The organism is Pseudescherichia sp., from assembly GCF_032052675.1.
GTDB lineage: Bacteria > Pseudomonadota > Gammaproteobacteria > Enterobacterales > Enterobacteriaceae > Pseudescherichia.
Genome location: NZ_DAMBWA010000012.1, coordinates 1 through 24703, shown reverse-complemented (window position 1 = coordinate 24703; position 24703 = coordinate 1). Strand labels below are relative to the sequence as shown.

Genomic DNA, 24703 nt, shown 5'->3' with positions numbered 1-24703 from the left:
AGGCCGGGCAAACGCAGTGCCGCCCGGCGTTACAGCATCAGCATAATAATGCCCGATGGCGCGTCGCTTACGCGGGCCTACAAACCGCACCGCACCCGTCGTAGGCCGGGCAAACGCAGTGCCGCCCGGCGTTACAGCATCAGCATAATAATGCCCGATGGCGCGTCGCTTACGCGGGCCTACAAACCGCACCGCACCCGTCGTAGGCCGGGCAAACGCAGTGCCGCCCGGCGTTACAGCATCAGCACAATAATGCCCGGTGGCGCGTCGCTTACGCGGGCCTACAAACCGCACCGCACCCGCCGTAGGCCGGGCAAACACAGTGCCGCCCGGCGTTACAGCATCAGCATAGTCACGCCCGGTGGCGCTTCGCTTACGCAGGCCTACAAACCGCACCGTGCCCGCTGCCCGGCATTTTTACTCCCGCTTCAGTCGTTTCGAGTTGCAAAGCCAGAGGGTGATCACCAGCAGCAGGATCGCGCCGGAATAAATCAGCACGTCCATCGGTGACTTGTGGTCAACAATGATCAGCCGCACGATAGCGGTGATCCCGATATAGACAATGTAACGCAGCGGGAAGTGAAAACCGGACTGAAAATATTTAACAATCAAGGCGATAAATTCGAAGTAGAGAAAGTAGACCACCAGCCCCTCAACCAGCTCATATTTGCTGGTCTGCTCGGGCGCAAAGAGCACGTCCGCAAGGTGCACCGTCTCTTTACCGAGAAAGACAACCAGGATCAGGCCAAGGCTTAGCAGCCCAAGATTCAGCACGGTCTGCAGGATGGTGGAGATGAACTCAACGCGTGGACGAATAAGCGATGTCATACGGCACCTCATTCTCAGTGGCGAGCTCTATGTATAGCGCAGAAGTGTGATCTAGATCTAGATTCTTTACTTATGGTATAGCCGGGCAGCGTTGCGCCGCCCGGCTCAGCATTAGCGGAAGTTCACGCTGCGGTCACTGGTCATATCATACAGCTGGAACTTACGCCCAAGCTGCTGACCGCCGTCGCGGGTAAGCGGCGTCCAGCCAATAGCCGCCCGGCTGCGGGTCGGGCCAGCGGTAAAGAGATCCAGCGGAATCGATACGTAGACGCCCTTGGTGAAATCCCCCTCCCCGTACTCATCCGGCGATACGTTAGTCAGCGTGGCGTAGGTGCCTACGACCACGCCGCTGTCGAAGTGTTTCGACACCTCCAGCGTGCCGCCTTTATCCCCCGCCAGATACTGCCCGACGCTGGCCTTAATCAGCACGTCCTGAGCAAAAGAAGGCGTCCAGTAGGCGGTCAGGTGTCCGGTCTTCGCGCTGTAGTCAGTGAACTTCATCATCTCTTTCGGGCTGCGCCAGTCACGCTGCTTGACGTAGTTCGCATCAATCCCGAAGGCCCAGTTGCTGTCCACCGGTCGCCAGAGCACCTCGGCCCCTGCCCCGCCGTACATCGTCTCCAGATAGCCGCCGTACACCTGACCATAGAAGCCGTTGCCAAGGTACTGGAAGTAGTTAGCCTGGAGATTGTTGACGTAGTAGTCATTCGCTACGTAGTCACGCACGTGGGTACGCACGCGAGGTAGATGAGAGTCGTCCGGTGGATCGGTGTAGTTGAACTTGTCGTAGTTGTTGGCAATGTTACCAAACAGGCTGCCGGTGGTCAGCAGGTGGTCGGTCAGCCAGAGATCGGCGGTCGCCATCACCCCAAGCTGATACATGTAGAAGCTTTCTGGGCCGCCCACGGATTGGTTCAGTACCGGATCGATATGGAAATCGAAGCGGGACTTCTCCAAATACCAACCCTGCTCGGTGCGCTCTGGCACCTCTGGCTCAATGCGTTTCTGCACCAGGGTCGTCTCATGCCCCAGCGGCTCCCCCGCCAGATGACGTTGCAGACTCGCCACGTCGGTTTCGGTGGTCACCTGCGGCAGGTTAAGACGGTTCTCGGTCACGCGGATGGTTTTTACCCCTTCCGGCAGATCGTTAGCGATAATCCGATTCGCCCGCTCAATACCCTCTTCGGTATGACGATACTTCACCTGCTCGCCGGTAACATAGAGCGTATCGCCTTTCACCTGGATCTTCGGATCCGCCAGCCCGGCATTGTACTTCAGCTGCGTAAGCTGATTCGCCACCACCGCGTGCTGCATAATGGCGTCCTGCGGCTGCGGCTCATACTGCGGGCGGGCGTTGTCGTTGTAAGAGGGGCGCAGGTCGTTGAAGTTAGAGTGCAGGGTAAAGCCAAACATCACCGTGTTGCCGCGCTCGTAGCTCAGGTTGACGTCGGCCCAGTCCGCCACGCGGTAGGTCGCCCCGACGTTAAACTTGCTTCGCTGCGGCAGACGGCCAGCAAAATCCTGCTGATAGTTATTGCCCTCATACTCCAGCTTCAGGCGCAGCGGCTGCCACGGCGTCTGGTACTCTACGCCGCCGAACAGCGATGCCGGGCCGTGGAACATCTGGCTACCGTCAATGGAGCCAGCCTGCTGGTAGCTGTTATCGCGGTAGCAGTACTTCTCATCATAGGAGCAGAGCGGGTTTTTGATATTGCCCGCCGTGCCGAGGTAGCCCCAGCCCAGTCCGAGGGTAAAATCAAATGGTCCCCAGGCCTTGCTGGCAACGAGGTATTCGGCGTCGAACAGTCCCGTCCCGCCGATATCGCGCGCGCCCACGGCGACCTGCGGCAGCCAGTAGCCCTCTTCCCACAGGCGCAGCTTCAAATCGAACGCTTTATCTTTGTAGGTTTGATTGCCGGAGAAGGCCTCCACGCTGCTGTACTGTCGGGTACGTACGTCGGTGTAGCGCAGGGTGGTCTCCAGCCAGGGAAAGAGCTGAATCGAACCGGAGTAGTAGCGGTACTGATCGTTATCGCGATAGTTAAGGCTGATCTCGCCCTCACGCGCCATCCGGGCGGTAGGCGTTTGCAGCAGCCCCACGCCGCCAAAATCGGTCTGGGTAGGACCTGACGGCGCCGGATACGTTTCCGCATGGCAGGCGGCGCTGACGCTTAGCGCCAGCAGGCTATACAGAGAGATTTTCTTCATTAATCCGGTATCCGATGCGTCAGGGAGGTGAGAATATCGGCGTTAATACCGTCCCGGCTTTTCATCCAGACGCTTTCAGCAAAGCCAACAAAAATCGTACTGCCCGGCATGGGCTCCACATGGCGCTTGTTCCAGTAGGCCACCGGCACGCTCTGCGTGTGGCCGTCGGGATAGATCACCCATGCCGTATTGCGATCGGCCCCGCTGAGCAGGCCCATCTCGTCAAGATATCCCGCCACGTCGCGTCCCGGCGTGAACGGCTTTTTGCCTGGGCTGCTCACCAGTCCCAGCACGGTGACCGTAGAAGGTTGGGAACCAACCCACAGGGTATACTCGCCCTCGAGCGGCGGATTGGCACCGGGCTGAACCCGCACCCGATCCGGATCGAGCGCCACCAGCTGGCGTCCCGTGACCTTGATGCCCTGCAGCTGTTGACGGAGGGCGTTAACCGCGGCGGCATCGTCCCCCTCTTCATCCCCAGCGAGGGCCGCCAGACGCGCCAGCAGTGCCTGGTGCCGCTGCGTTTCGCGCTGAGTAGAGTGCTTCTCGCTAATGACCGCGCCCGGCCACCAGCTATTGGCCAGCCGGGGCTGACCCACTAAGTCGATGAGGTGCGCGGCATCGGTCAGCGTCTTAGGTTCTGCGCTTTCTGGGGTGTAGACCTTAACGGTGCCCGCCGCAAAAGCGAACGCGGGAGCAAGACTTAACAGCAGCGAGGCGATTAGGGTTAGCTTCATTGTTTTGCCGCCTTGATGAGCGTGGTCTCTACCGGGAACCAGTCCGCGCCAAGGTACTGCCGCGAGCGCCGGATCTGCCCGTCGCTGTCTATCCAGAAACGGTTGGTCCAGGATTTTTGCTCGGTCTCAACATGCTCTTCCAGCACGCGTACCACGGTGACGTCGCTGCCTACCGTGACCGTATCCTGTCCGGCCCAGCGGAACTGCGAGCGGGCCGTGGCGTAGCGCACCTGGCCATGCTCGGTCCAGCCCAGGGTTCGCGTCCAGCCTGCGCCGTCGGTAATGCGATTCGGTTTGATCAGCGGATCCGCCGCCACATTATTCACCTCAAGCAGGTTATCGCCGGGAAGCTGAGTTTTGACGAGGCGACCATGCTGGGTCACCAGAATAGACTGGTCCTGAGTCGCCCACTTCTGCTGGCCATTTTCGGAGAAGGCGAGCACGACAAAGAGCTGAGGACCGCCATTCAGCTGCATATACTGGCTGGCGTAGGGCATATCCTGAATATCTTCATCGGTGAGATGCACGCCGGGGGTGCCAAATAGACTGTCCCACAGCGCGCCGCCCAGCCCTTTAGTCGTGCCGGAGCACGCCTGCAGCAGCAGACAAAGCAGAATAATTCCCGGTCGCTTCACGACAATTCTCCAGGGGGCAAAATAACCACACCGAAGTGTGGTTAGAGTTAAAGCACTGGTGATTACTGAGTGCTGGTCGTTGTGGTGGTCGTGGTTCCAGTATTGGAGCCGTCGCCGCCACCGGTCGCCGCCAGGGCGACCCCTACCGCTGAGCTGACGGTGCTAACGCTGGTCGCGGAGGAACTTCCCGCCGAAACCGACGTTGCCGCCGACCCTGCTGCGTCACCTACTTCTACCGGAGCGGCATAAGCAGACGTCGCCGCAAGCGCGGTGATGGCAAAAATGCCATACAGGACTTTATGCATATCAATTTCCCTTCATTGAATGAATGGATATTTGCCTGAACGGTGTCAGGCGCAGTCGAGTATACACAACCCATACGGGGGATTGACGTCAGGAGAAATTAGAGAGCAGGTTTTAGGATAAATGGAAATAGCGAGGAGGTTTGAGTATAAAATTATTATATGGCTTTAAAAATCAAAATCTTAAAATGAATAGCAAAAACCGCAATATCCGTTTACTCCTAAAAGTCTGGCGAAGCAATAACCTATCTCTACGGATTTTCAGAATAAACTCACAACCATAAAAAATGCCGGCATTATGCCGGCACTTATATTTATTATGACTTAAGTAATATTAACGCCAGGATTTATAGCGGTTAATTAAGCCGTTGGTCGAGCTATCATGGCTGCTGATATCGCTGTCGTCACCCAGCTCCGGCAGAATACGGTTCGCCAGCTGTTTACCCAGCTCTACGCCCCACTGATCGAAAGTGAAGATGTTGAGGATCGCACCCTGAGTGAAGATCTTGTGCTCATAGAGCGCAATCAGTGCGCCAAGGCTAAACGGGGTAATTTCACGCAGCAGGATAGAGTTGGTCGGGCGATTGCCTTCGAACACTTTGAACGGCACAACATGCTCCAGCGTGGCCGGATCTTTACCCTGGTCGCGATACTCCTGCTCAACCACGTCGCGGGATTTACCGAATGCCAGCGCTTCGGTCTGCGCGAAGAAGTTAGAGAGCAGCTTCTGGTGGTGATCCGACAGCGCATTATGGGTGATGGCCGGGGCGATAAAGTCGCATGGGACCATCTTGGTGCCCTGGTGGATCAGCTGGTAGAAGGCGTGCTGGCCGTTGGTGCCTGGCTCACCCCAGATGATTGGACCGGTCTGGTAGTCCACGGCGTTGCCGTTACGGTCAACGTACTTACCGTTGGACTCCATGTTGCCCTGCTGGAAATAGGCCGCGAAGCGGTGCATATACTGATCGTAAGGCAGGATCGCTTCCGTCTCTGCGCCGAAGAAGTTGTTGTACCAGATACCAATCAGCGCCAGCAGCACCGGCAGGTTTTTCTCCGCTGGCGTCGTGGAGAAGTGCTTATCCATCGCATGCGCGCCGGAGAGCAGCTCAACAAAGTTGTCGTAGCCCACGGAGAGAATAATCGACAGGCCAATCGCCGACCACAGGGAGTAACGGCCGCCTACCCAGTCCCAGAACTCAAACATGTTGGCGGTATCGATACCAAACTCGCCCACCGCTTTTGCATTGGTGGAGAGCGCAGCAAAGTGCTTCGCCACGTGCTGCTGGTCACCGGCAGTGTTCAGGAACCAGTCGCGCGCGCTGTGGGCGTTGGTCATGGTCTCCTGGGTGGTGAAGGTTTTGGACGCCACCAGGAAGAGCGTAGATTCAGGATTAACCTTCTTCAGCACTTCGGCGATGTGGGTGCCGTCGACGTTGGAGACAAAGTGCATATTCAGGTGATTTTTATACGGACGCAGCGCCTCGGTCACCATGAACGGGCCGAGGTCGGAGCCGCCGATACCGATGTTCACCACATCAGTGATCGGTTTACCGGTATAGCCTTTCCACTGACCGGAGATGATGGCCTCAGAGAAGGATTTCATCTTCTCCAGCACGGCGTTCACTTCCGGCATGACGTCTTTACCATCGACAATGATCGGCGTATTGCTGCGGTTACGCAGCGCCACGTGCAGTACCGCACGATCTTCGGTGCGGTTGATCTTCTCGCCGGAGAACATGGATTTGATTGCGTCGGCCAGCTCGGTCTCTTTCGCTAAGTCCAGCAGCTTTGCCAGCGTCTCTTCGGTGATGCGGTTTTTAGAGAAGTCCACCAGCATCTGATCGTTGAAGGTCGCGGAGAATTTGCTGAAGCGGTCGCTATCGCTGGCGAACAGCTCGGCGAGGGTGACCTCTTTCATTTCATCGAAGTGTTTCTGTAATGCCTGCCAGGCAGAAGTCTGCGTTGGGTTGATGTTTTTCATAGCAATACTCTTCTGATTTAGGATCCTAACTGCGGTCGATTGTAGCGCCTGCGGACAAAAATTGTGACGGTTTTTATGCTTTTGCCTGCAAGGCGTTGCCAGGCGCTAATGAGAGCGGAACAGGGCAAAGTATAGCGTCTATAAGTTATTTTCCTGGGATAACCCTGAACATGAAAAATCCGCATAACCGCAGCGTTGACAGCGCCCCCCGGAAACCTTTATTTATAAAGTATTACTTATGTTATCCAAGTATGTATTCCCATAGGGAATAGCCAGAAGAGGCGCGTCGTCCAGGGTAATGTGCTTGAGGAGCCAGTCCGCAGAGAGCACAGGAGGGGGAACAACGCCGAGGTGGTAGAGCGTCTGGCCGCGCTTGCCATCGGCTACAGGGGCTGAATCCCCTGGGCTGTCACCAGAGACGTTCGCAGTCGTGCGTCTCGCAAGGTGGAGCGCTTCTGGGTGTAATCGTAGCGGTTCATTGCTCTGCGCCTACCCCGTTTTTCGCTCTCTCCTTGTTCCAGGGCTGACTATTTGCACCTGATACGAGGTTGTTATGATCAACGCAGTTTCCCCGCTTGGTGTTACTAAGCCTATTGTTGCTAAATTTGGCGGGACCAGCGTCGCCGATTTCGATGCCATGAACCGCAGCGCCGACGTGGTGCTCTCCGACGCCAGCGTTCGCCTGGTGGTGCTCTCTGCCTCTGCGGGGGTAACCAACCTGCTGGTGGCACTCGCCGAAGGGCTGGAGGCCAGCGAGCGCTTCGTAAAGCTCGACGCTATTCGCAAAATTCAGTTCGATATCCTTGAGCGCCTGACGCGCCCTGACGTCATCCGCGAGGAGATCGAACGCCTGCTGGAAAATATTACTACCCTGGCGGAAGCCGCTTCCCTGGCCACCTCTACCGCGCTGACCGATGAGCTGGTGAGCCACGGTGAGCTGATGTCGACCCTGCTGTTTGTGGAGGTGCTGCGCGAGCGTAGCGTGCAGGCGCAGTGGTTTGACGTGCGTAAAGTGATGCGTACCAGCGATCGCTTTGGCCGCGCCGAGCCGGACGTTGCTGCGCTGGCGGAGCTGGCGGCCCAGCAGCTGGCACCGCGCCTCGACGAAGGTTTAGTGGTTACGCAAGGCTTTATCGGCAGCGAGCCGAAAGGACGCACCACTACCCTGGGCCGTGGCGGCAGCGACTACACCGCTGCCCTGCTTGGTGAAGCGCTGCACGCCTCCCGGGTAGATATCTGGACCGACGTTCCCGGTATCTACACCACCGATCCGCGCGTTGTGCCGGCCGCCAAACGCATCGATGAGATTGCCTTTGAAGAGGCCGCTGAGATGGCGACCTTCGGCGCGAAAGTGCTGCATCCGGCCACCCTGCTGCCTGCGGTACGCAGCGATATTCCGGTATTTGTTGGCTCCAGCAAGGATCCTCAAGCGGGCGGCACCCTGGTCTGCAACGAGACGCAGAACCCGCCGCTGTTCCGTGCCCTGGCCCTGCGCCGGAAGCAGACCCTGCTAACCCTGCACAGCCTGAACATGCTGCACTCTCGCGGCTTCCTTGCTGAAGTGTTTGGCATTCTGGCGCGTCACAATATCTCTGTCGATCTGATCACCACCTCGGAAGTGAGCGTGGCCCTGACGCTGGACACCACCGGATCCACCTCCACGGGCGACACGCTGCTGACCCAGGGGCTGCTGACCGAGCTCTCCTCCCTCTGCCGTGTTGAAGTCGAAGAGAACCTCGCCCTGATCGCGCTGATTGGCAACGATCTGTCGAAAGCCTGCGGCGTGGGCAAAGAGGTGTTTGGCGTGCTCGATCCATTCAACATCCGCATGATTTGCTACGGCGCATCCAGCCACAACCTCTGCTTCCTGGTGCCTGGCGCAGAAGCCGAGCAGGTTGTGCAGACGCTGCATCATAATTTGTTTGAATAAAATTCCAGCACACGATAAAAAATACCTATAGCCGGGCTCGAACCCGGCTTTTTTATAACTAAATGACACAACAACACGACAATACTGCAAGGAATTCATTATGTTAACCGCCATCACGCGGCTGTTCCCCCTGTGGGCGCTGCTGCTCTCTGTTCTCGCTTACTCCACCCCAACGACGTTCACCGGCATCGGCCCGTGGGTGACCACGCTGCTGATGCTGATTATGTTTGGCATGGGTGTACATCTAAAGATTGAAGATTTTAAGCGCGTCCTGGCGCGTCCTGCCCCCGTCGCAGCGGGCATTTTCCTCCACTATCTGGTGATGCCCCTCGCCGCCTGGCTGCTGGCGATACTCTTTAAGATGCCGCCGGATCTCTCCGCCGGGATGGTGCTGGTGGGTAGCGTCGCCAGCGGCACGGCCTCCAACGTCATGATCTACCTGGCCAAGGGGGACGTGGCGCTGTCGGTGACCATCTCATCGGTCTCTACGCTGGTGGGCGTGGTGGCGACGCCGCTGCTAACGCGCCTCTACGTGGATGCGCATATTCAGGTGGATGTGATGGGCATGCTGCTCAGCATTCTGCAAATCGTGGTGATCCCGATTGGTCTGGGGCTGATTGTTCATCACCTCTTCCCGCGTCTGGTGAAGGCGGTAGAGCCGTATCTGCCGGCCTTTTCAATGCTCTGCATTCTGGCGATCATCAGCGCAGTGGTCGCAGGCTCTGCATCGCACATCGCCTCCGTTGGCTTCGTGGTGATCGTTGCGGTGATCCTGCACAACACCATTGGCCTGCTGGGCGGCTACTGGGGCGGGAAGCTGTTTGGCTTTGATGAGTCCACCTGCCGGACGCTGGCGATTGAGGTGGGGATGCAGAACTCGGGCCTCGCCGCCGCGCTGGGTAAGATCTACTTCTCGCCGCTGGCTGCCCTGCCCGGCGCGCTGTTCTCGGTTTGGCACAACCTCTCCGGCTCGCTGCTGGCGGGCTACTGGTCAGGAAAACCGCTTGATGAGCAGAAAAGTGGGGATGCGGTAAAAGAGAGTTAATTCACTTCGCGCCGGGTCAGGCATGCTTTACACTGAAGCCTCATCTACAGGAGGCTTCAGCGATGGCTACACCCAGACTGACTCAAAAAGATATGACGGAGAGCGAGCAGCGTGAGCTGAAAACTCTGCTGGATCGCGCCCGTATCGCTCATGGCCGTACCCTGACCAATGCGGAAACCAATCAGGTTAAGAAAGAGTACATCGACAAGCTGATGGCGCAGCGAGAAACCGAGGCCAAGAAAGCCCGCAAGTTAAAAAAAGAGCAGGCGTATAAACCCGACTCTGAGGCGACTTTCTCCTGGTCGGCTAACACCTCAACCCGCGGTAGGCGCTGATTAGCGCCCTTTCTTTTTACGTCCCGGCTGGGTAAAACGTTTCCCGGCCGGCTTGCCCCGCCCCTTCTCTTCAGCCTGAGGCGCCTTCACCACGGCTCTTTTGACCGCTGGCGTCTTCGGTTTCGCCTTCGCTTTCGGCTTCGCCTCTGAGGAGGAGTTTTCGATAAGCTTGAACAGCTCGATGAGCTCATCGTCGGTCAAATCACGCCACTCGCCCACGGGGATACCGCTCAGGCTGACGTTCATAATGCGCGTACGCTCCAGCTTGGTCACTTCAAAGCCAAAGTGCTCGCACATTCGGCGGATCTGCCGGTTTAGGCCCTGAACCAGCGTAATGCGGAAGGCAAAGGGTGCCTCTTTTTTGACTTTACACTTCTTGGTGACGGTGCCCAGGATCGGCACGCCTGCGCCCATGCCGCGGATAAACTCGTCCGTGATCGGCTTATTGACCGTGACCACATACTCTTTCTCGTGGTCGTTGCCGGCCCGCAGAATTTTGTTTACCAGATCGCCGTGGTTGGTGAGGAAGATCAGCCCCTGCGAATCTTTATCCAGGCGGCCGATGGGAAAGATACGGCTGCTGTGGTTAACGAAATCGACGATGTTGTCTCTCTCGCTCTCTTCCGTGGTGCTGACAATTCCCACCGGCTTGTTCAGCGCGATAAACACCAGATCGTCCTCTTCCCGAGGCTCAATAAGCTGGCCGTTGACCTTGACCACGTCGCCAGCGACAACCTGGTCTCCTATCCCGGCGCGTTTACCGTTGATAAAGACGTTGCCCTGCTCAATATAGCGATCGGCTTCACGACGCGAGCAGATCCCGCTCTCGCTGATGTATTTGTTTAGTCGGGTGGATTGTGGTGTCAGCATAGTTTCTCCTGTAAAGGCGAAATATACCCTGGGTGCCGTTTTGTGTGCCAGAGGGAAATGGGCACTCAACGTAGGCCGGATAAGCGCAGCGCCATCCGGCGTCTCAATTAATACTCCGCGCGCTCCTCATCCTCATCCGGCTGCTCCAGCACGCTGTAGGCCACCGCACAGAAGAGCGAGTTGAGGCGTTTCATATCCCCCAGCAGGCCCAGATGCAGCGAGCTGGTTTCGATACTCTGCACGTTCTGCTGATGGAGGCGGTCCACGTGGGCGTGGGCGTAACGGCGGTTGAGAATACGAAAACGGTGCTTGCGACGGCGCAGGCGGCGGGCACCCGCCACGTCGCTGGAGAAGAACACCGACATCGCCAGCTGGAGATTACTGCGCAGCTGCTCCAGCAGGCTATCCAGCTCGTTGAGGCCCTCTACGGAGAAGGCGCGCCGGGCCGCCAGCGACTTATCGGCAATCTCACTGCCCATCCGCTCAACGATGTCTGAGGCCTGCTCAAGGTTGAGCGACATCTCAATAATCTCCGCCCAGCGCCGCGACTCTTCGTCGGCCAGCTCATCCTTGGGCATTCGCGCCAGATAGAGCTTGATGGCGGTATAGAGCACGTTGATGTCGTCGGCAATTTTGCGCAGCTCTTTCTCCTCGCGCGGCTCGCCGTGCATGATCTTCTTCAGGCCGTCAAGCATCTGCTCCATTGCGTCACCCATGCGCAGCGATTCGCGGGCAGCGTTAGCCAGCGCCAGCGTGGGCGTATCCAGCGCCGAGGTATCGAGATGCTTCGGCTTCAGCCGCATGTCCAGCTCAGGCTCGTCGCGGATCAGCCGCTCGCACAGGCGAGCCATTGGCCCGGCAAACGGCACCATCACCAGGCAACGGATCAGGTTGTAGAAGACGTGGAAGTAGATGACCAGCTCCGCATCCGGCAACGGCAGCCTGTCCAGCACCGCGGCCAGCGGATGCACAAAGGGAAGGATCAGCAGACTGCCCACCAGCTTAAACAGCAGGCTGCCCATTGCAACGCGGCGCGCCGCGGCGCTGCTGGCGCTGTTGTTGAGCACCGCCAGCAGACCCGAGCCAAGGTTTGCCCCGATCACCAGGCACAGCGCCACCGGAAACGAGATGATCCCCGCCGCGGTCAGCGTTGCGGTCAGCAGGACGGCGGCAAGGCTTGAGTAGCTGATGATGGCGAAGACCGCGCCAATCAGCGCATCCAGCATAATATCGCCGGTCAGCGAGGCGAAAATGACCTTCACGCCGCTGGCCTGGGTTATCGGCGTTACGGCCTGCACGATAAGCTCCAGCGCCAGCAGGATCAGCCCAAGGCCGATGCTGACCCGACCAAGCTGCCCTACGCGGGACTGCTTGCGTCCGAGGAAGAAGATGACGCCAATAAAAATCAGCAGCGGCGAGAGCCAGGAGAGATCGAAAGTGAGGATCCGCGCCATCAGCGCGGTACCCACGTCAGCTCCCAGCACAATCACCAGCGCCGGGGTCAGGGCCACCAGATCCTGCGCCACAAAAGAGGTGACCAGCATTGTAGTAGCATTGCTGCTCTGCACCAGTGCGGTGACGCCAATGCCCGCGCAGAAGGCCAGCGGTTTTTTCTCAACGCTGCGGCCCAGCACGGTACGTAAACGCGCGCCGAAAACACGCATCACGCCCGTACGTACGATATGCGTGCCCCAAACTAGCAGTGCAACGGCGGACAGCAGGTGTAAAAGCGTTAGCACGGATGTAAATCCTCCTTATATCATCCAGAGTTCCTTCAATCGCATCTCTCCTGGCGATACCTCAACCAGAAAGAGTATTAATCTCTCCAGTATAAGTCTTTAAATGTAAGAAAGGCACAGGATACACAGTGCGCATCCTGTCTATTGTAAGAAAGGATAATTAACTCATAAGATTGGATTATTATTTAGTAGGCTGATATATAAAATGCGAGCCTCTCTTTCTGACACAGATCTTTGGCAATACGTTCAATCCCCGAGTCTTGAAGCAGGTTGGCTCGTTCATGGCTAATTCCACGAATAAGATGAGTAATGTGATCAATACTACTATTTAGATAGGTGACTGCAGTTAATGCATCATTAACGCTGGCGTGTTTCCAGATCGGTTCATAATGTGCCATACGATTCCGCAGCGCTTTGATATTTTTGAGCTGGCGTAAGACGGTTGACGCTTTCCTTTCGGCTGGCTTGAGGTTTGGGAAGATAACAGACTCAAGATGGGGCCAAAGCCGCGAGGAGGAGTGTATATCATTATAGTTGCGCTCAAAAATACCTGACCAAAAACCAAACGTCAGCTCAGCGACTACTGCATCTGCCGTTGGTCGCTTGCTGCACTTTTCTAATTTTAACTTTGCAGCCGCTATCATATTTTCATGGTGGGATGTCCAAATTATCTTCCCTTTACGCTGACCTGCTGATAAACCGTTACGATAGAATCTGTCTCGCTTATCAGCATGCTTTTTCATATCAGAAATAAACATCGCATCGCCTGCAACCTTGGTGACGCGATCAAACCAGTCTGGGGTTGCAAAATATTGGCTGGCCGCACTGTGGATAGCATTCCTGAGCGTCACTTCCAGGCATTGCATCAAGGGATAAAGCGCGGCGCTAACCTGCTTATTCCACAGATAGGCACCAAGATTCGCTTTCATCGAGTCGTTGGAAGTCAGGATCTTGTACGACTTCATTCTGGGTTCAGATATAAACTGAGCCAGCTCCCTAAGCGCCTGCGCTTGCAATTTTTGTCTCGTATAGATAAAGTTGTTTGTAATGAACACGTGTATGCTTCCCTGTGGAGAATCACCCGGCATAACATACACGTAAAGAGAGGTCAGGTGTCTGAATCAAGTAGGATGTTTGACCACAAAAAAAGCGCGAAAGCGCTTTTTTTGTATCTAAATTTTAGTGCTAGTCCGCGTCGTAGCCGAGATTCGGCGCCAGCCAGCGCTCAACCTCACTCACGCTCATTCCTTTCCGCTGGGCGTAGTCTTCAACCTGGTCACGCTGGATCTGCGCCACGGCAAAGTACTTGCTGTCCGGGTGGCTGAAGTACCAGCCGGAGACCGATGCGCCGGGCCACATGGCGAAGGATTCGGTCAGCTTCATGCCGGTATGCTTCTCCACGTCCAGCAGCGCCCAAATAGTGCCCTTCTCGGTGTGCTCCGGACAGGCCGGGTAGCCTGGCGCAGGGCGGATCCCCTGATAGTTTTCGCGGATCAGCTCCTCGTTGCTGAGGTTCTCGTTCGGCGCATAGCCCCAGTAGACCTTGCGCACGCGCTCGTGCAGGTACTCCGCAAAGGCCTCCGCCAGCCGATCGGCAATCGCCTTCACCATGATCTTGTTGTAGTCGTCATGCTGAGCGTCATAGGCCTCGGCCAGCGCATCCTCCTCCAGCCCGCCGGTGACGGCAAATGCGCCGATGTAATCCTCTTTGCCGCTCAGCTTCGGCGCCACGAAATCGGCCAGGCAGTAGTTGGCAAAGCCCACCTTTTCGGTCTGCTGGCGCAGATGACGCGCCACCGTCAGCACCTGGGTGCGAGAAGGATCGCGGTAGATCTCCACGTCATCGCCGACGCGGTTTGCCGGGAACAGCCCTACCACGCCGCGCGGGTTAAGACGCTTTTCCGCGCTAAGCTGGTCGAGCATCTCGTTCGCATCTTTAAACAGGCGCTTCGCCTCTTCACCGACAATCTCATCTTCCAGGATGCGCGGATATTTGCCCGCCAGCGACCAGGTCATAAAGAACGGCGTCCAGTCGATGTAGTTGCGCAGCGTCTCAATGCTGGCGGTCACCTCCTGTACGCCCAGGCGATGGGCTACCGGCGGGGTGTAGCTCTCCCAGTCGAAGGCGAGATCGTTCTCCCGCGCCGCCTGCAGCGTGACCGGCGGCGTACGCGGCTTTTTGCGTCCGTGCTGGATACGCACGGTCTCATACTCTTTGCGGGTGCGGGCCACGAAGTCGTCCCGCTGGGTCGCCGACAGCAGCGACGACACCACGCCCACGGTGCGCGAGGCGTTCTGCACGTAGACCGTTGGGCCGCTGTAGTTCTGTTCGATCTTCACCGCCGTATGCGCTTTCGAGGTGGTCGCCCCGCCAATTAGCAGCGGAATGGTAAAGCCCTGACGCTCCATCTCTTTCGCCACGTTGACCATCTCATCCAGCGAGGGGGTGATCAGCCCGGAGAGACCAATCAGGTCAGCATTCACTTCCCGAGCGGTTTTCAGAATTTTATCCGTCGGCACCATCACGCCCAGATCGACAATCTCATAGTTATTACACTGCAACACTACGCCAACGATGTTTTTGCCGATGTCATGCACGTCACCCTTCACGGTGGCGATCACCATCTTGCCGTTGCTGGATCCCTTCTCTTTGCTGGCTTCGATAAAGGGTTCGAGGTAGGCCACCGCCTGTTTCATCACGCGGGCGGATTTCACCACCTGCGGCAGGAACATTTTCCCCTCGCCAAAGAGATCGCCCACCACGTTCATGCCATCCATCAGCGGCCCTTCAATCACCTGAATAGGCCGTTCGGCCTGCTGGCGAGCCTCTTCGGTATCTTGCTCAATAAACTCGGTGATGCCTTTAACCAGCGAGTACTCGAGACGCTTTTTGACGTCCCAGGTGCGCCACTCCGCCTGTTGGGCATTCGCGCCATCGTCGCTCTTGCTGCCTTTGTATTTCTCGGCCAGATCCAGCAGGCGCTCGGTGCTGTCGTCGCGGCGGTTAAGGATCACATCCTCGACCGCGTCGCGCAGCTCGGCGGGCAGATCGTCATAGATGGCCAGCTGCCCAGCGTTGACGATCCCCATATCCATGCCGTTGCGGATGGCGTAGTAGAGAAAGACGGCGTGGATCGCCTCACGAACCGGGTCGTTGCCACGGAACGAGAACGAGACGTTGGAGACGCCGCCGGAGATCAGGGCGTGCGGCAGCTCGCGTTTGATATCTTCACACGCGCCGATAAAGTCCTGGGCGTAGTTGTTGTGCTCCTCAATACCCGTTGCCACGGCAAAGATGTTGGGGTCGAAGATGATATCTTCCGGTGGGAAACCGACATCGTTGGTGAGGATGTTGTAGGCCCGGCGGCAGATCTCAATTTTCCGCTCCCGCGTGTCGGCCTGGCCCACCTCATCAAATGCCATCACCACCATCGCGGCCCCGTAGCGACGTACCAGCTTCGCATGGTGGACAAAAGCCTCCACGCCCTCCTTCATCGAGATGGAGTTAACGATGCCTTTGCCCTGGATGCACTTCAGCCCCTTCTCGATGACCTCCCACTTAGAGGAGTCGATCATGATCGGCACGCGAGCGATGTCCGGCTCGCCGGCAATCAGGTTGAGGAACTTGACCATCGCCGCCTCGGCGTCGAGCATCCCCTCGTCCATGTTGATGTCGATGATCTGCGCGCCGTTCTCTACCTGCTGACGCGCCACGTCCAGCGCCTCGCTGTACTTCTCTTCTTTAATCAGACGCTTGAATTTTGCCGAGCCGGTGACGTTGGTACGCTCGCCGACGTTAACAAACAGGCTGTCGTCGCCGATGTTCAGCGGCTCCAGCCCCGCCAGACGGCAGGCTACCGGCAGGTCGGGAAGCTGACGCGGCGGCAGCCCTTCCACGGCGCGGCTCATGGCGGCGATATGCTCTGGGGTTGTGCCGCAGCAGCCGCCCACGATGTTCAGGAAGCCCGCTTCAGCCCACTCACGGATCTGCGCGGCCATCGGCCCGGCGTCGAGATCGTACTCACCAAAGGCGTTGGGCAGCCCGGCGTTCGGGTGTGAGGTGACGTAGCACTCGGCAATGCGCGACAGCTCCTGTACGTACTGGCGCAGCTCATCCGGCCCCAGGGCGCAGTTCAGCCCGAAGGTCAGCGCGTCGGCGTGGCGGAGTGAGTTATAGAATGCTTCGGTAGTCTGGCCGGAGAGCGTGCGTCCGGAGGCGTCGGTAATGGTGCCGGAGATCATGATCGGCAGCTCAACGCCCAACGCCTCGAACTCCTCTTTTACGGCAAAAATCGCCGCTTTGGCATTGAGCGTATCAAAGATGGTTTCGATCAGGATCAGGTCGCTGCCGCCCTCCACCAGCGCCCGGGTCGACTCCCGGTACGCCGCGACCAGTTGGTCAAAGGTGACGTTACGGTAGGCCGGATCGTTTACGTCTGGAGAGATCGAGGCGGTGCGGTTGGTTGGGCCAAGGACCCCGGCCACGTAGCGCGGCTTATCCGGCGTACGGGCGGTCCACTCGTCGGCGCAGGCGCGGGCCAGCTTCGCGGCGGCAAGGTTGATCTCTGCCGACAGGGACTCCATCTGGTAGTCCGCCATCGCTATGGTCGTCGAGTTAAAGGTGTTGGTCTCAACGATATCCGCTCCCGCCGCAAAATAGGCGTCGTGGATCGCGGAGATCACCTCCGGCTTGCTGAGCACCAGCAGGTCGTTGTTTCCTTTGAGATCGCAGGGCCAGTCGGCGAAGCGCTCGCCGCGAAAATCTTGCTCACTCAAACGATAGCCCTGGATCATGGTGCCCATGCCCCCATCCAGAACCAAAATACGCTCTTTTAACTGCTGATGCAGTTGATCAACTTTGCTGCTCACACGTGCTCCCGACAACGCTCAACCAGGCCAGAAAGGCCAGCAGGACATACTGGCATAAAGCCAGCAGGTGGAAAAGAGAGCAGCATGAAACATGAGAGATGTTCACCTGAACTCATCCGATCAGTCTGGTCACAGGTTGCATTATAATCAAATAAAACGAAAATGATTTCCACGATACAGAAAAGGAGTTGATTATGGTGGCTTCCGTACCCGCGAAACGCGGTAAAAAACCTCGCGCCGCTACCGCCGCAGCCACCCCGCCTGCGACCGGCCAGGTGCAATCTCTGACGCGCGGCCTGAAGCTGCTGGAGTGGATCGCTGAATCTCAGGGTAGCGTGGCGCTGACCGAACTGGCCCAGCAGGCTGGCCTGCCCAACTCTACCACCCATCGCCTGCTGACGACCATGCAGCAGCTGGGCTTTGTCCGCCAGGTCGGTGAGCTGGGCCACTGGGCGATAGGTGCGCATGCGTTTGTCATTGGTGCCAGCTTCTTACAGAGTCGCAACCTGCTGGCCATTGTGCACCCCATCCTGCGCAAGCTGATGGAGGACTCCGGCGAGACGGTGAACCTGGCGGTGCTCGACCAGAACGATCATCAGGCCATCATTATTGACCAGGTGCAGTGTACCCAGCTAATGCGCATGTCTGCCCCTATCGGCGGCAAGCTGCCGATGCACGCCTCCGGGGCGGGAAAAGCCTTCCTGGCACAGCTGGAGGAGGATCAGGTTACCGGCCTGCTGCATCGCCAGGGCCTACACACCTACACCCACGCGACGCTGGTGTCGCCTCTGCACCTGAAAGAGGATCTGGCCCTGACCCGCAAGCGCGGCTACTCCTTTGACGATGAAGAGCACGCCCTGGGCCTGCGCTGCGTGGCGGCCTGTATCTACGACGAGCATCGCCAGCCTTTTGCGGCCATCTCTATCTCTGGGCCAATTTCACGTATTACTGACGATCGCGTCACCGAGCTGGGGGCGTTAGTGATCAGGGCAGCGAAAGAGGTGACGCTGGCCTATGGTGGAATGCGATAAGGTAAACGCCGGGGGGCGGCTATGCCTTACCCGGCCTACAAAGGCCCGGCAAGCACAGCGCCGCCGGGCGTTACGCCGTTAAACCGCACGCTGAAGCGTTGCCGCCTGCGGTAGGCGTAGACATCCTCCACGTGGCCCTCCTTGATGCGCGTTTGCAGCGCCCGCCAGTAGCTGGCGCGAAATAGATCGGCATGCATCTCCTCAAAGAGCGGCCCGACTCGGGGGTCGGCGCAGAGCCAGTGACGAAACTCCTCGGGAAAGACATCTCCCGGCGACACGCTGTACCACGGCTCGGCGCTCAGCTCATCCTCCGGGTAGCGCGGCGCGGGAACGTCGCGGAAGTTTACCTCGGTCATATAGCAGATCTCATCGTAGTCATAGAACACCACCCGCCCGTGACGCGTCACGCCAAAGTTTTTAAACAGCATATCGCCGGGAAAAATATTCGCGGCGGCCAGCTGGCGAATGGCGTTGCCGTACTCTTCGATAGCGTCCCGCAGCGGCTGGCCGTCGACCCGCTCCAGCCAGATATTGAGCGGCACCATGCGCCGTTCGATATAGAGATGGCTGATGGAGATGCTGTTACCCAGGTCAGTAATCTTTCCCGCCGCCTCCGTCATCAGGAGTGACATCAGCGCAGGCGCAATCTGCCGCTTCTCCAGCACGAAGTTTTCAAACTCCTGGGTATCAGCCATCCGCCCGACGCGATCGTGCTCTTTTACCAGCTGATAGCAGGCGCGCACGTGAGCGGCGGTCATCTCCTTCTGCGGGGCAAAGCGATCCTTGATCACCTTGAAGACGCGATCAAAGCTCGGCAGAGTAAAGACCAGCATCACCATGCCGCGAACGCCTGGCGCTTCAATAAACTGCTCGTCGCTGCTGGCGATGTAGTGCAGATACTCCCGGTAGCTCTCGGTTTTAGCATGCTTCTGGCAGCCAATCGCCATATAGAGCTCAGCCGTGGTTTTACCCGGCAGGATCTCCCGCAGCCACTCCACCATCGCAGCAGGCAGCGGGGCATAAACCATAAAGTAGGAGCGGGCGAAGCCGAAGACGATGCTGGCTTCGTCGTGGGTGGTCAGGCAGGCATCGACAAAAAGCTCGCCCTCCTCGCTACGGTGGATTGGCAATAAAAAGGGGACCGTACCGTCGGGCAGGATAAGCTTGCCCACCAGCCAGGCGGCTTTGTTGCGGTAGAAAAGTTCGTTTGCCACCTGTAAACGCGCCTGCGTCAGCGCCCCCTCGCCAACGCTCTCTGTCAGCTGTGTGAGGATATAGACCACGTCGCGAGCGCGATCCTGCCACGGCAGGCGCAGGGGGAGATCGGTGAGCAGTTTGTTCAGCAGCGCTCCCCAACCGCCGGTGGGATAAAAATCTTTTGCCAGCGGGCGAGGAATGGTGCGAAAGCGGCGCTCGGGCTGAGAGCTGAAAATAAATAGCCGCTCAGGCGTCAGGGCCCGGTGATCGAACAGCCGACAGTAGACCGAGTTGAAAAAGCTTTCGGCAATTTCGAAGCGCGGATAGTCCGGCAGCAGCTGGGTATAGTGCGCTTTTACCCGCAGCAAATAGTCCGCGTCGAGGCGTCGGCCCTCGGTGATACAGCGCAGCTGCTCGACCACCAGCCCAACGTGATGGTCGTAGAGGTGGATACGGCTCTTCATCGCCTGTTGAACGGCGTGCCAGTCCGCCTGCTCAAAGCGCTGCTGCGCGCCGGCGGTAATCTCCAGAAAGCGCCCGTACTGGGCATCAAAGCCCTGCAGGATAGTTTGGGCAATTAACAGCTCTCGGCCACGCGTCATAGGTTCCCCTCATCGGATCCGTGCGTAGGCCCGGTAGACGCAGCGCCACCGGGCGTTTCCGTTATCAGAACTGCTGCTCTTCCGTCGATCCGGTCAGCGCGGTAACCGATGATGTGCCGCCCTGAATAATCGTCGTTACCTTATCGAAATAGCCGGTTCCCACCTCCTGCTGATGGGAGACAAAGGTGTAGCCCTCCTTCGCCGCCGCAAACTCCGGCTGCTGAACCTTCTCGACGTAGTGTTTCATCCCCTCTCCCTGTGCATAGGCGCGGGCGAGATCGAACATGTTGAACCACATGCTGTGAATACCCGCCAGGGTGATGAACTGATACTTGTAACCCATCTCCGCGAGTTGCTGCTGGAAGCTAGCAATGGTGCTATCGTCCAGGTTCTTCTGCCAGTTGAACGACGGCGAACAGTTATAGGCCAGCAGCTTGCCGGGGAATTGGGCATGGATGGCCTCGGCAAAGCGCCGGGCCTGCTCCAGATCCGGCGTCGAGGTTTCACACCAGACCAGATCGGCATAGGGAGCGTAGGCCAGCCCGCGGCTGATAGCCTGCTCTATCCCGGCCCGGGTACGGTAGAACCCTTCGCTGGTGCGTTCGCCGGTAATAAATTCGCGGTCATACTCATCGCAGTCGGAGGTGATCAGATCCGCCGCGTCGGCATCGGTACGGGCGATCAGCAGCGTCGGCACACCCATCACGTCTGCCGCCAGCCTGGCCGCGACCAGCTTCTGAATAGCTTCCTGCGTAGGCACCAGCACCTTGCCGCCCATATGGCCGCACTTTTTCACCGAGGCCAGCTGATCCTCGAAGTGTACCGCCGCCGCTCCCGCCTCGATCATCGACTTCATCAGCTCAAAGGCATTCAGCACGCCGCCAAAGCCCGCTTCGGCATCGGCCACGATCGGCAGAAAGTAGTCCACGTAGCGCGGATCGTGTGGATCGATCCCCGCCGACCACTGGATCTGATCCGCCCGGCGGAAGGTGTTGTTGATCCGATCCACCACTGCCGGAACGGAGTTAGCCGGATAGAGGGATTGATCCGGATACATGCTGGAGGCCAGGTTGGCATCCGCCGCCACCTGCCAGCCAGAGAGATAAATGGTCTCAATCCCGGCCTTCGCCTGCTGCAGCGCCTGCCCGCCGGTCAGCGCACCGAGGCTGTTGATGTAGCCTTTTTTCGACTCGCCATGCAGCAGGCGCCACATTTTCGCCGCGCCAAGCTGCGCCAGCGTGCACTCTGGATTCACCGAGCCGCGCAGTTTTACCACCTCTTCCGCGCTGTACGGGCGGGTAATGCCCTCCCAGCGTGCGGTTTGCCACTCTTGCTGTAACGCTTCTGTTTGTTGGGTACGGGTTTTCATGGCTGTGCTCCACTGTTTTTATTAGGCTAAGAGGCGGTAACCCGGCAGGGTCAGGAAGTCGATCAGCTCGTCAGAGGTGGTGATCTGCTCCATCAGACGAGCGGCGTCGGCAAAGCGACCGTGGCTGAAGCGATGCTCGCCCAGCTCCTGCTGGATCACCTGCATCTCTTCGCCGAGCATCTGGCGAAATAGCGCTTTGGTCACTGGCGTACCGTTGCTGAGTGTCTTTTGATGGTGGATCCACTGCCAGATAGAGGTGCGGGAGATCTCCGCCGTTGCGGCATCCTCCATCAGGCCATAAATTGGCACGCAGCCGTTGCCGGAGATCCACGCTTCGATGTACTGCACCGCAACGCGGATGTTAGCCCGCATCCCCTCTTCCGTGCGTTCGCCGTCGCAGGGCGCAAGCAGCTCTTCGGCAGTAATGGGCGCGTCCTCATCTCGGGTAACGGAGAGCTGATTTTTATTGTCGCCAAGAGCGTTATCGAAAATTGCCATCACCGTATCGCCCAGACCGGGATGGGCAATCCACGTACCGTCGTGGCCGTTTTTCGCCTCCAGCTCTTTGTCCGCCCGTACCTTATTCAGCACCCAACTATTGCGCTCGCTCTCTTTGCTGGGGATAAACGCCGCCATGCCGCCCATCGCAAACGCACCGCGCCGGTGACAGGTCTTAATCAGCAGACGGGAGTAGGCGTTGAGAAAAGGCTTGTCCATCGTTACCGCCTGCCGGTCAGGCAGCACGCGATCGGGATAATTTTTCAACGTTTTGATATAGCTAAAGATGTAGTCCCAGCGGCCGCAGTTGAGGCCCACGATGTGATCCTTCAGCGCATAGAGGATCTCATCCATCTGGAAGACCGCCGGCAGCGTTTCAATCAGCAGAGTCGCCTTAATGGTGCCGCGCGGCAGGTTGAAGCGATCCTCTGTGTAGCTAAAGACCTCGCTCCACCAGGCTGCCTCCTGCCAGGCCTGGGTTTTCGGCAGGTAGAAGTAGGGGCCGCTGCCCTTGGCCAGCAGGGTTTTATAGTTGTGGAAGAAGTAGAGAGCAAAATCGAACAGGCTGCCGGGAATGGGCTCCTCACGCCAGGTGACATGCTTTTCCGGCAGGTGCAGACCGCGAACCCGACAGACCAGCACCGCGGGATTGGGCTTGAGCTGATAGATCTTCCCGGCTTCGTTGGTATAGCTGATGGTGCCGTTAACCGCATCGCGCAGATTGATCTGCCCGTCGATCACTTTCTGCCAGTTGGGGGCCAGTGAGTCTTCAAAATCCGCCATAAAGACTTTGACGTTGGCATTCAGGGCATTGATTACCATCTTACGCTCGACCGGACCGGTGATCTCCACTCGACGATCCTGCAGGTCAGCCGGAATACCGCGGATCCTCCAGTCACCTTCACGTATGGAAGCTGTTTCCGAAATAAACCCGGGCAACGTGCCGCTGTCGATCGTCTGCTGCTGCTGGATGCGCGCAGCAAGCAGCTTATTGCGCGCCGGGGTAAAGCGTGTCACCAAATCGGTAAGAAAGGCGGTGGCCTCTGGCGTCAGAATATGTTGCTCCTGCTCACCATATGGCTGGGTAAAGGTCAGTTCATCGGTAGTCGTTGCCTGTTGCGCCATAAGCGGGCTCCTCGTCATTGATCCGAATAGATTTCCACCCTGAACAAAAGATCGTGTTCAGTTTTCGTTCAGCTCCGTTAAGCCTACTCAATTAAAAAACAAAATCAAAAACAATTTCCATTTTCAATTTAAAAAATCTGCAATCATTTGATAACACTGAAATTAAAGTTATATGCAGCTGTGAAGTGATTTTCAGAAATAAAAAAAGCACCCGAAGGTGCTTTTTAGCTGGCTGAAACGCTTAATCCAACGTGGGGTTCATATGACGTAGATCGAACGGTGTGATCTGGTAGACATAATAGTTAAGCCAGTTAGTAAACAGCAGGTTACCGTGACTACGCCAGGTGGCACGCGGCGTGTTCTGCGGATCGTCCTTCGGGAAGTAGTTATACGGCACAACCGGATCGAGACCGGCTTCAAGATCGCGGAAATACTCCCCTGCCAGGGTACCAGCATCATATTCAGGATGACCGGTAACAAAGGCGATACGTTTATCTTTACTGGCGAATAGGTAAGCATCACCCTCACTCGATTCAGCAAGAATGTCCAAATCGGTATAGTCGCGGATCAGCGCCGCCGGGAAGTCGGCATAACGCGAGTGCGGGGCAAGGAACGAGTCGTCAAAACCCCGAGTTAGCAGCGCATGCTGCTGAGTGATGTAGTGTTCATATACGCCGGAGAGCTTGTCTTTGCGGGTCTGCTTGGGAATACCGTAGAGGATATTAAGCGCAGCCTGTACCGCCCAACAGACAAACAGGGTAGAGGTGACATGATCTTTGGCCCACTCAAGCACCTGCTTGATCTGCGGCCAGTAGGCGACATCGTTGAACTCAACCAGCCCCAGCGGGGCTCCGGTAACGATCAGGCCATCAAAGTTCTCTTCGCTGATCTCATCGAAGTTACAGTAGAAGTTATTCAGATGCTCAGCAGGCGTATTGCGTGATTCACGCGCGTCGATACGCAGCAGGCGAACGTCCACCTGCAGCGGGGAGTTAGAGAGCAATCGCAGGAACTGGTTTTCCGTTTCGATCTTCTTGGGCATCAGGTTGAGAATAAGCACCTTCAGAGGGCGTATCTCCTGACCTGTCGCACGTGATGTCGTCATAACAAAGACGTTTTCATCTCGCAAGAAATTGACGGCTGGCAGCTCGTCCTGCACCCGAATCGGCATAACCTTATTACCTCACAGCATACGTTTAAACGTTTAGACATCCAGATAGCTGACAATAACCAGGAATGAGCAAAATGTCGAGCCTGCATGTGCCAGGTGAGAAAGTTTCAAGTGGAATGGAGAAAATACCAAAGCAAAAAACCCCGCACCTTACGGTACGGGGTTCTTTTTAATTAATGCCTGGCAGCTACGGCGGGCGTCCTGCCCGCCGCCCTCCGGGCCGTTGCTGCG

18 protein-coding genes and 1 riboswitch are annotated in these 24703 nt (G+C 57.6%); of the genes, 4 read left to right on the top strand and 14 right to left on the bottom strand.

From position 1 onward, the window contains the following. Positions 1-417: 417 nt before the first annotated feature. From psiE to pgi, 6 genes are all read right to left on the bottom strand, one after another. Complete coding sequence (gene psiE / locus RTX96_RS15685) at positions 418-828, bottom strand: phosphate-starvation-inducible protein PsiE (RefSeq protein WP_312671522.1); 411 nt, start codon at positions 826-828, stop codon at positions 418-420. Positions 829-939: 111 nt separating this feature from the next. Continuing rightward, complete coding sequence (locus RTX96_RS15680) at positions 940-3036, bottom strand: YjbH domain-containing protein (protein WP_312671521.1); 2097 nt, start codon at positions 3034-3036, stop codon at positions 940-942. Continuing rightward, positions 3036-3773 carry a capsule biosynthesis GfcC D2 domain-containing protein gene (locus RTX96_RS15675; protein ID WP_312671520.1) on the bottom strand — a complete coding sequence of 246 codons (738 nt, stop codon included), beginning with the start codon at positions 3771-3773 and terminating at the stop codon, positions 3036-3038. Before RTX96_RS15675 ends, RTX96_RS15680 begins: the two co-directional genes overlap by 1 nt. Further along, positions 3770-4408, bottom strand: a complete 639-nt coding sequence (locus tag RTX96_RS15670) for a YjbF family lipoprotein (RefSeq protein WP_103818757.1) — start codon at positions 4406-4408, stop codon at positions 3770-3772. Before RTX96_RS15670 ends, RTX96_RS15675 begins: the two co-directional genes overlap by 4 nt. A gap of 62 nt (positions 4409-4470) precedes the next feature. Continuing rightward, the gene (gene yjbE, locus RTX96_RS15665) at positions 4471-4713 is read right to left on the bottom strand and encodes an exopolysaccharide production protein YjbE (protein ID WP_103818758.1); all 243 of its coding nucleotides are present in this window, start codon (positions 4711-4713) and stop codon (positions 4471-4473) included. Between the two features lie 331 nt (positions 4714-5044). Next, the gene (gene pgi / locus RTX96_RS15660; protein WP_312671519.1) at positions 5045-6691 is read right to left on the bottom strand and encodes a glucose-6-phosphate isomerase; all 1647 of its coding nucleotides are present in this window, start codon (positions 6689-6691) and stop codon (positions 5045-5047) included. Positions 6692-6959: 268 nt separating this feature from the next. After that, positions 6960-7154, top strand: a riboswitch (Lysine riboswitch). Between the two features lie 90 nt (positions 7155-7244). On the opposite strand from pgi, the gene lysC reads away from it, so the two are divergent. The 3 genes from lysC (at position 7245) to RTX96_RS15645 (ending at position 10001) form a co-directional block, all read left to right on the top strand. Then, positions 7245-8621 (top strand): lysine-sensitive aspartokinase 3, encoded by a 1377-nt coding sequence (gene lysC, locus RTX96_RS15655; protein WP_103818760.1) that lies wholly within the window; start codon positions 7245-7247, stop codon positions 8619-8621. A gap of 100 nt (positions 8622-8721) precedes the next feature. After that, positions 8722-9666: a ketopantoate/pantoate/pantothenate transporter PanS gene (panS, locus tag RTX96_RS15650; protein ID WP_312269939.1), complete on the top strand. Its 945-nt coding sequence runs from the start codon at positions 8722-8724 to the stop codon at positions 9664-9666. Between the two features lie 62 nt (positions 9667-9728). Next, positions 9729-10001, top strand: a complete 273-nt coding sequence (locus RTX96_RS15645) for a DUF3811 domain-containing protein (RefSeq protein WP_103818762.1) — start codon at positions 9729-9731, stop codon at positions 9999-10001. On the opposite strand, the gene rluF is transcribed toward RTX96_RS15645, so the two are convergent. The 4 genes from rluF to metH form a co-directional block, all read right to left on the bottom strand. Next, positions 10002-10871, bottom strand: a complete 870-nt coding sequence (gene rluF, locus RTX96_RS15640) for a 23S rRNA pseudouridine(2604) synthase RluF (RefSeq protein WP_103818763.1) — start codon at positions 10869-10871, stop codon at positions 10002-10004. Between the two features lie 107 nt (positions 10872-10978). After that, a complete protein-coding gene (locus RTX96_RS15635) occupies positions 10979-12610 on the bottom strand; it encodes a Na/Pi cotransporter family protein (protein ID WP_103818764.1) in 1632 nt (543 codons plus the stop codon). A gap of 185 nt (positions 12611-12795) precedes the next feature. Continuing rightward, on the bottom strand, positions 12796-13665 hold the full coding sequence (locus RTX96_RS15630) for an Abi family protein (RefSeq protein ID WP_181016571.1): 870 nt from the start codon (positions 13663-13665) through the stop codon (positions 12796-12798). Between the two features lie 130 nt (positions 13666-13795). Continuing rightward, positions 13796-17479: a methionine synthase gene (metH, locus tag RTX96_RS15625; RefSeq protein ID WP_312671518.1), complete on the bottom strand. Its 3684-nt coding sequence runs from the start codon at positions 17477-17479 to the stop codon at positions 13796-13798. Between the two features lie 194 nt (positions 17480-17673). On the opposite strand from metH, the gene iclR reads away from it, so the two are divergent. Then, positions 17674-18510, top strand: coding sequence for a glyoxylate bypass operon transcriptional repressor IclR (iclR, locus tag RTX96_RS15620; RefSeq protein ID WP_103818767.1), 837 nt, complete (start codon positions 17674-17676; stop codon positions 18508-18510). Between the two features lie 35 nt (positions 18511-18545). Here the strand turns inward: iclR and aceK are convergent, their stop codons facing one another. The 4 genes from aceK to metA all read right to left on the bottom strand — a co-directional run bounded on the left by aceK (position 18546) and on the right by metA (position 24472). Further along, positions 18546-20309, bottom strand: a complete 1764-nt coding sequence (gene aceK, locus RTX96_RS15615) for a bifunctional isocitrate dehydrogenase kinase/phosphatase (protein WP_312671517.1) — start codon at positions 20307-20309, stop codon at positions 18546-18548. Positions 20310-20373: 64 nt separating this feature from the next. Continuing rightward, complete coding sequence (aceA, locus tag RTX96_RS15610; protein ID WP_312671516.1) at positions 20374-21678, bottom strand: isocitrate lyase; 1305 nt, start codon at positions 21676-21678, stop codon at positions 20374-20376. 21 nt (positions 21679-21699) lie between these two features. Then, positions 21700-23301 carry a malate synthase A gene (gene aceB / locus RTX96_RS15605; RefSeq protein ID WP_312671515.1) on the bottom strand — a complete coding sequence of 534 codons (1602 nt, stop codon included), beginning with the start codon at positions 23299-23301 and terminating at the stop codon, positions 21700-21702. A gap of 241 nt (positions 23302-23542) precedes the next feature. Continuing rightward, a complete protein-coding gene (gene metA / locus RTX96_RS15600) occupies positions 23543-24472 on the bottom strand; it encodes a homoserine O-succinyltransferase (protein ID WP_103818771.1) in 930 nt (309 codons plus the stop codon). Positions 24473-24703: the final 231 nt, after the last annotated feature.

Coding starts and splice junctions, on each gene's coding strand:
- psiE (WP_312671522.1), bottom strand. CDS start 828: ATGACATCGCTTATTCGTCCACGCGTTGAGTTCATCTCCACCATCCTG.
- RTX96_RS15680 (WP_312671521.1), bottom strand. CDS start 3,036: ATGAAGAAAATCTCTCTGTATAGCCTGCTGGCGCTAAGCGTCAGCGCC.
- RTX96_RS15675 (WP_312671520.1), bottom strand. CDS start 3,773: ATGAAGCTAACCCTAATCGCCTCGCTGCTGTTAAGTCTTGCTCCCGCG.
- yjbE (WP_103818758.1), bottom strand. CDS start 4,713: ATGCATAAAGTCCTGTATGGCATTTTTGCCATCACCGCGCTTGCGGCG.
- pgi (WP_312671519.1), bottom strand. CDS start 6,691: ATGAAAAACATCAACCCAACGCAGACTTCTGCCTGGCAGGCATTACAG.
- lysC (WP_103818760.1), top strand. CDS start 7,245: ATGATCAACGCAGTTTCCCCGCTTGGTGTTACTAAGCCTATTGTTGCT.
- panS (WP_312269939.1), top strand. CDS start 8,722: ATGTTAACCGCCATCACGCGGCTGTTCCCCCTGTGGGCGCTGCTGCTC.
- RTX96_RS15645 (WP_103818762.1), top strand. CDS start 9,729: ATGGCTACACCCAGACTGACTCAAAAAGATATGACGGAGAGCGAGCAG.
- rluF (WP_103818763.1), bottom strand. CDS start 10,871: ATGCTGACACCACAATCCACCCGACTAAACAAATACATCAGCGAGAGC.
- iclR (WP_103818767.1), top strand. CDS start 17,674: ATGGTGGCTTCCGTACCCGCGAAACGCGGTAAAAAACCTCGCGCCGCT.
- aceK (WP_312671517.1), bottom strand. CDS start 20,309: ATGACGCGTGGCCGAGAGCTGTTAATTGCCCAAACTATCCTGCAGGGC.
- aceA (WP_312671516.1), bottom strand. CDS start 21,678: ATGAAAACCCGTACCCAACAAACAGAAGCGTTACAGCAAGAGTGGCAA.
- aceB (WP_312671515.1), bottom strand. CDS start 23,301: ATGGCGCAACAGGCAACGACTACCGATGAACTGACCTTTACCCAGCCA.
- metA (WP_103818771.1), bottom strand. CDS start 24,472: ATGCCGATTCGGGTGCAGGACGAGCTGCCAGCCGTCAATTTCTTGCGA.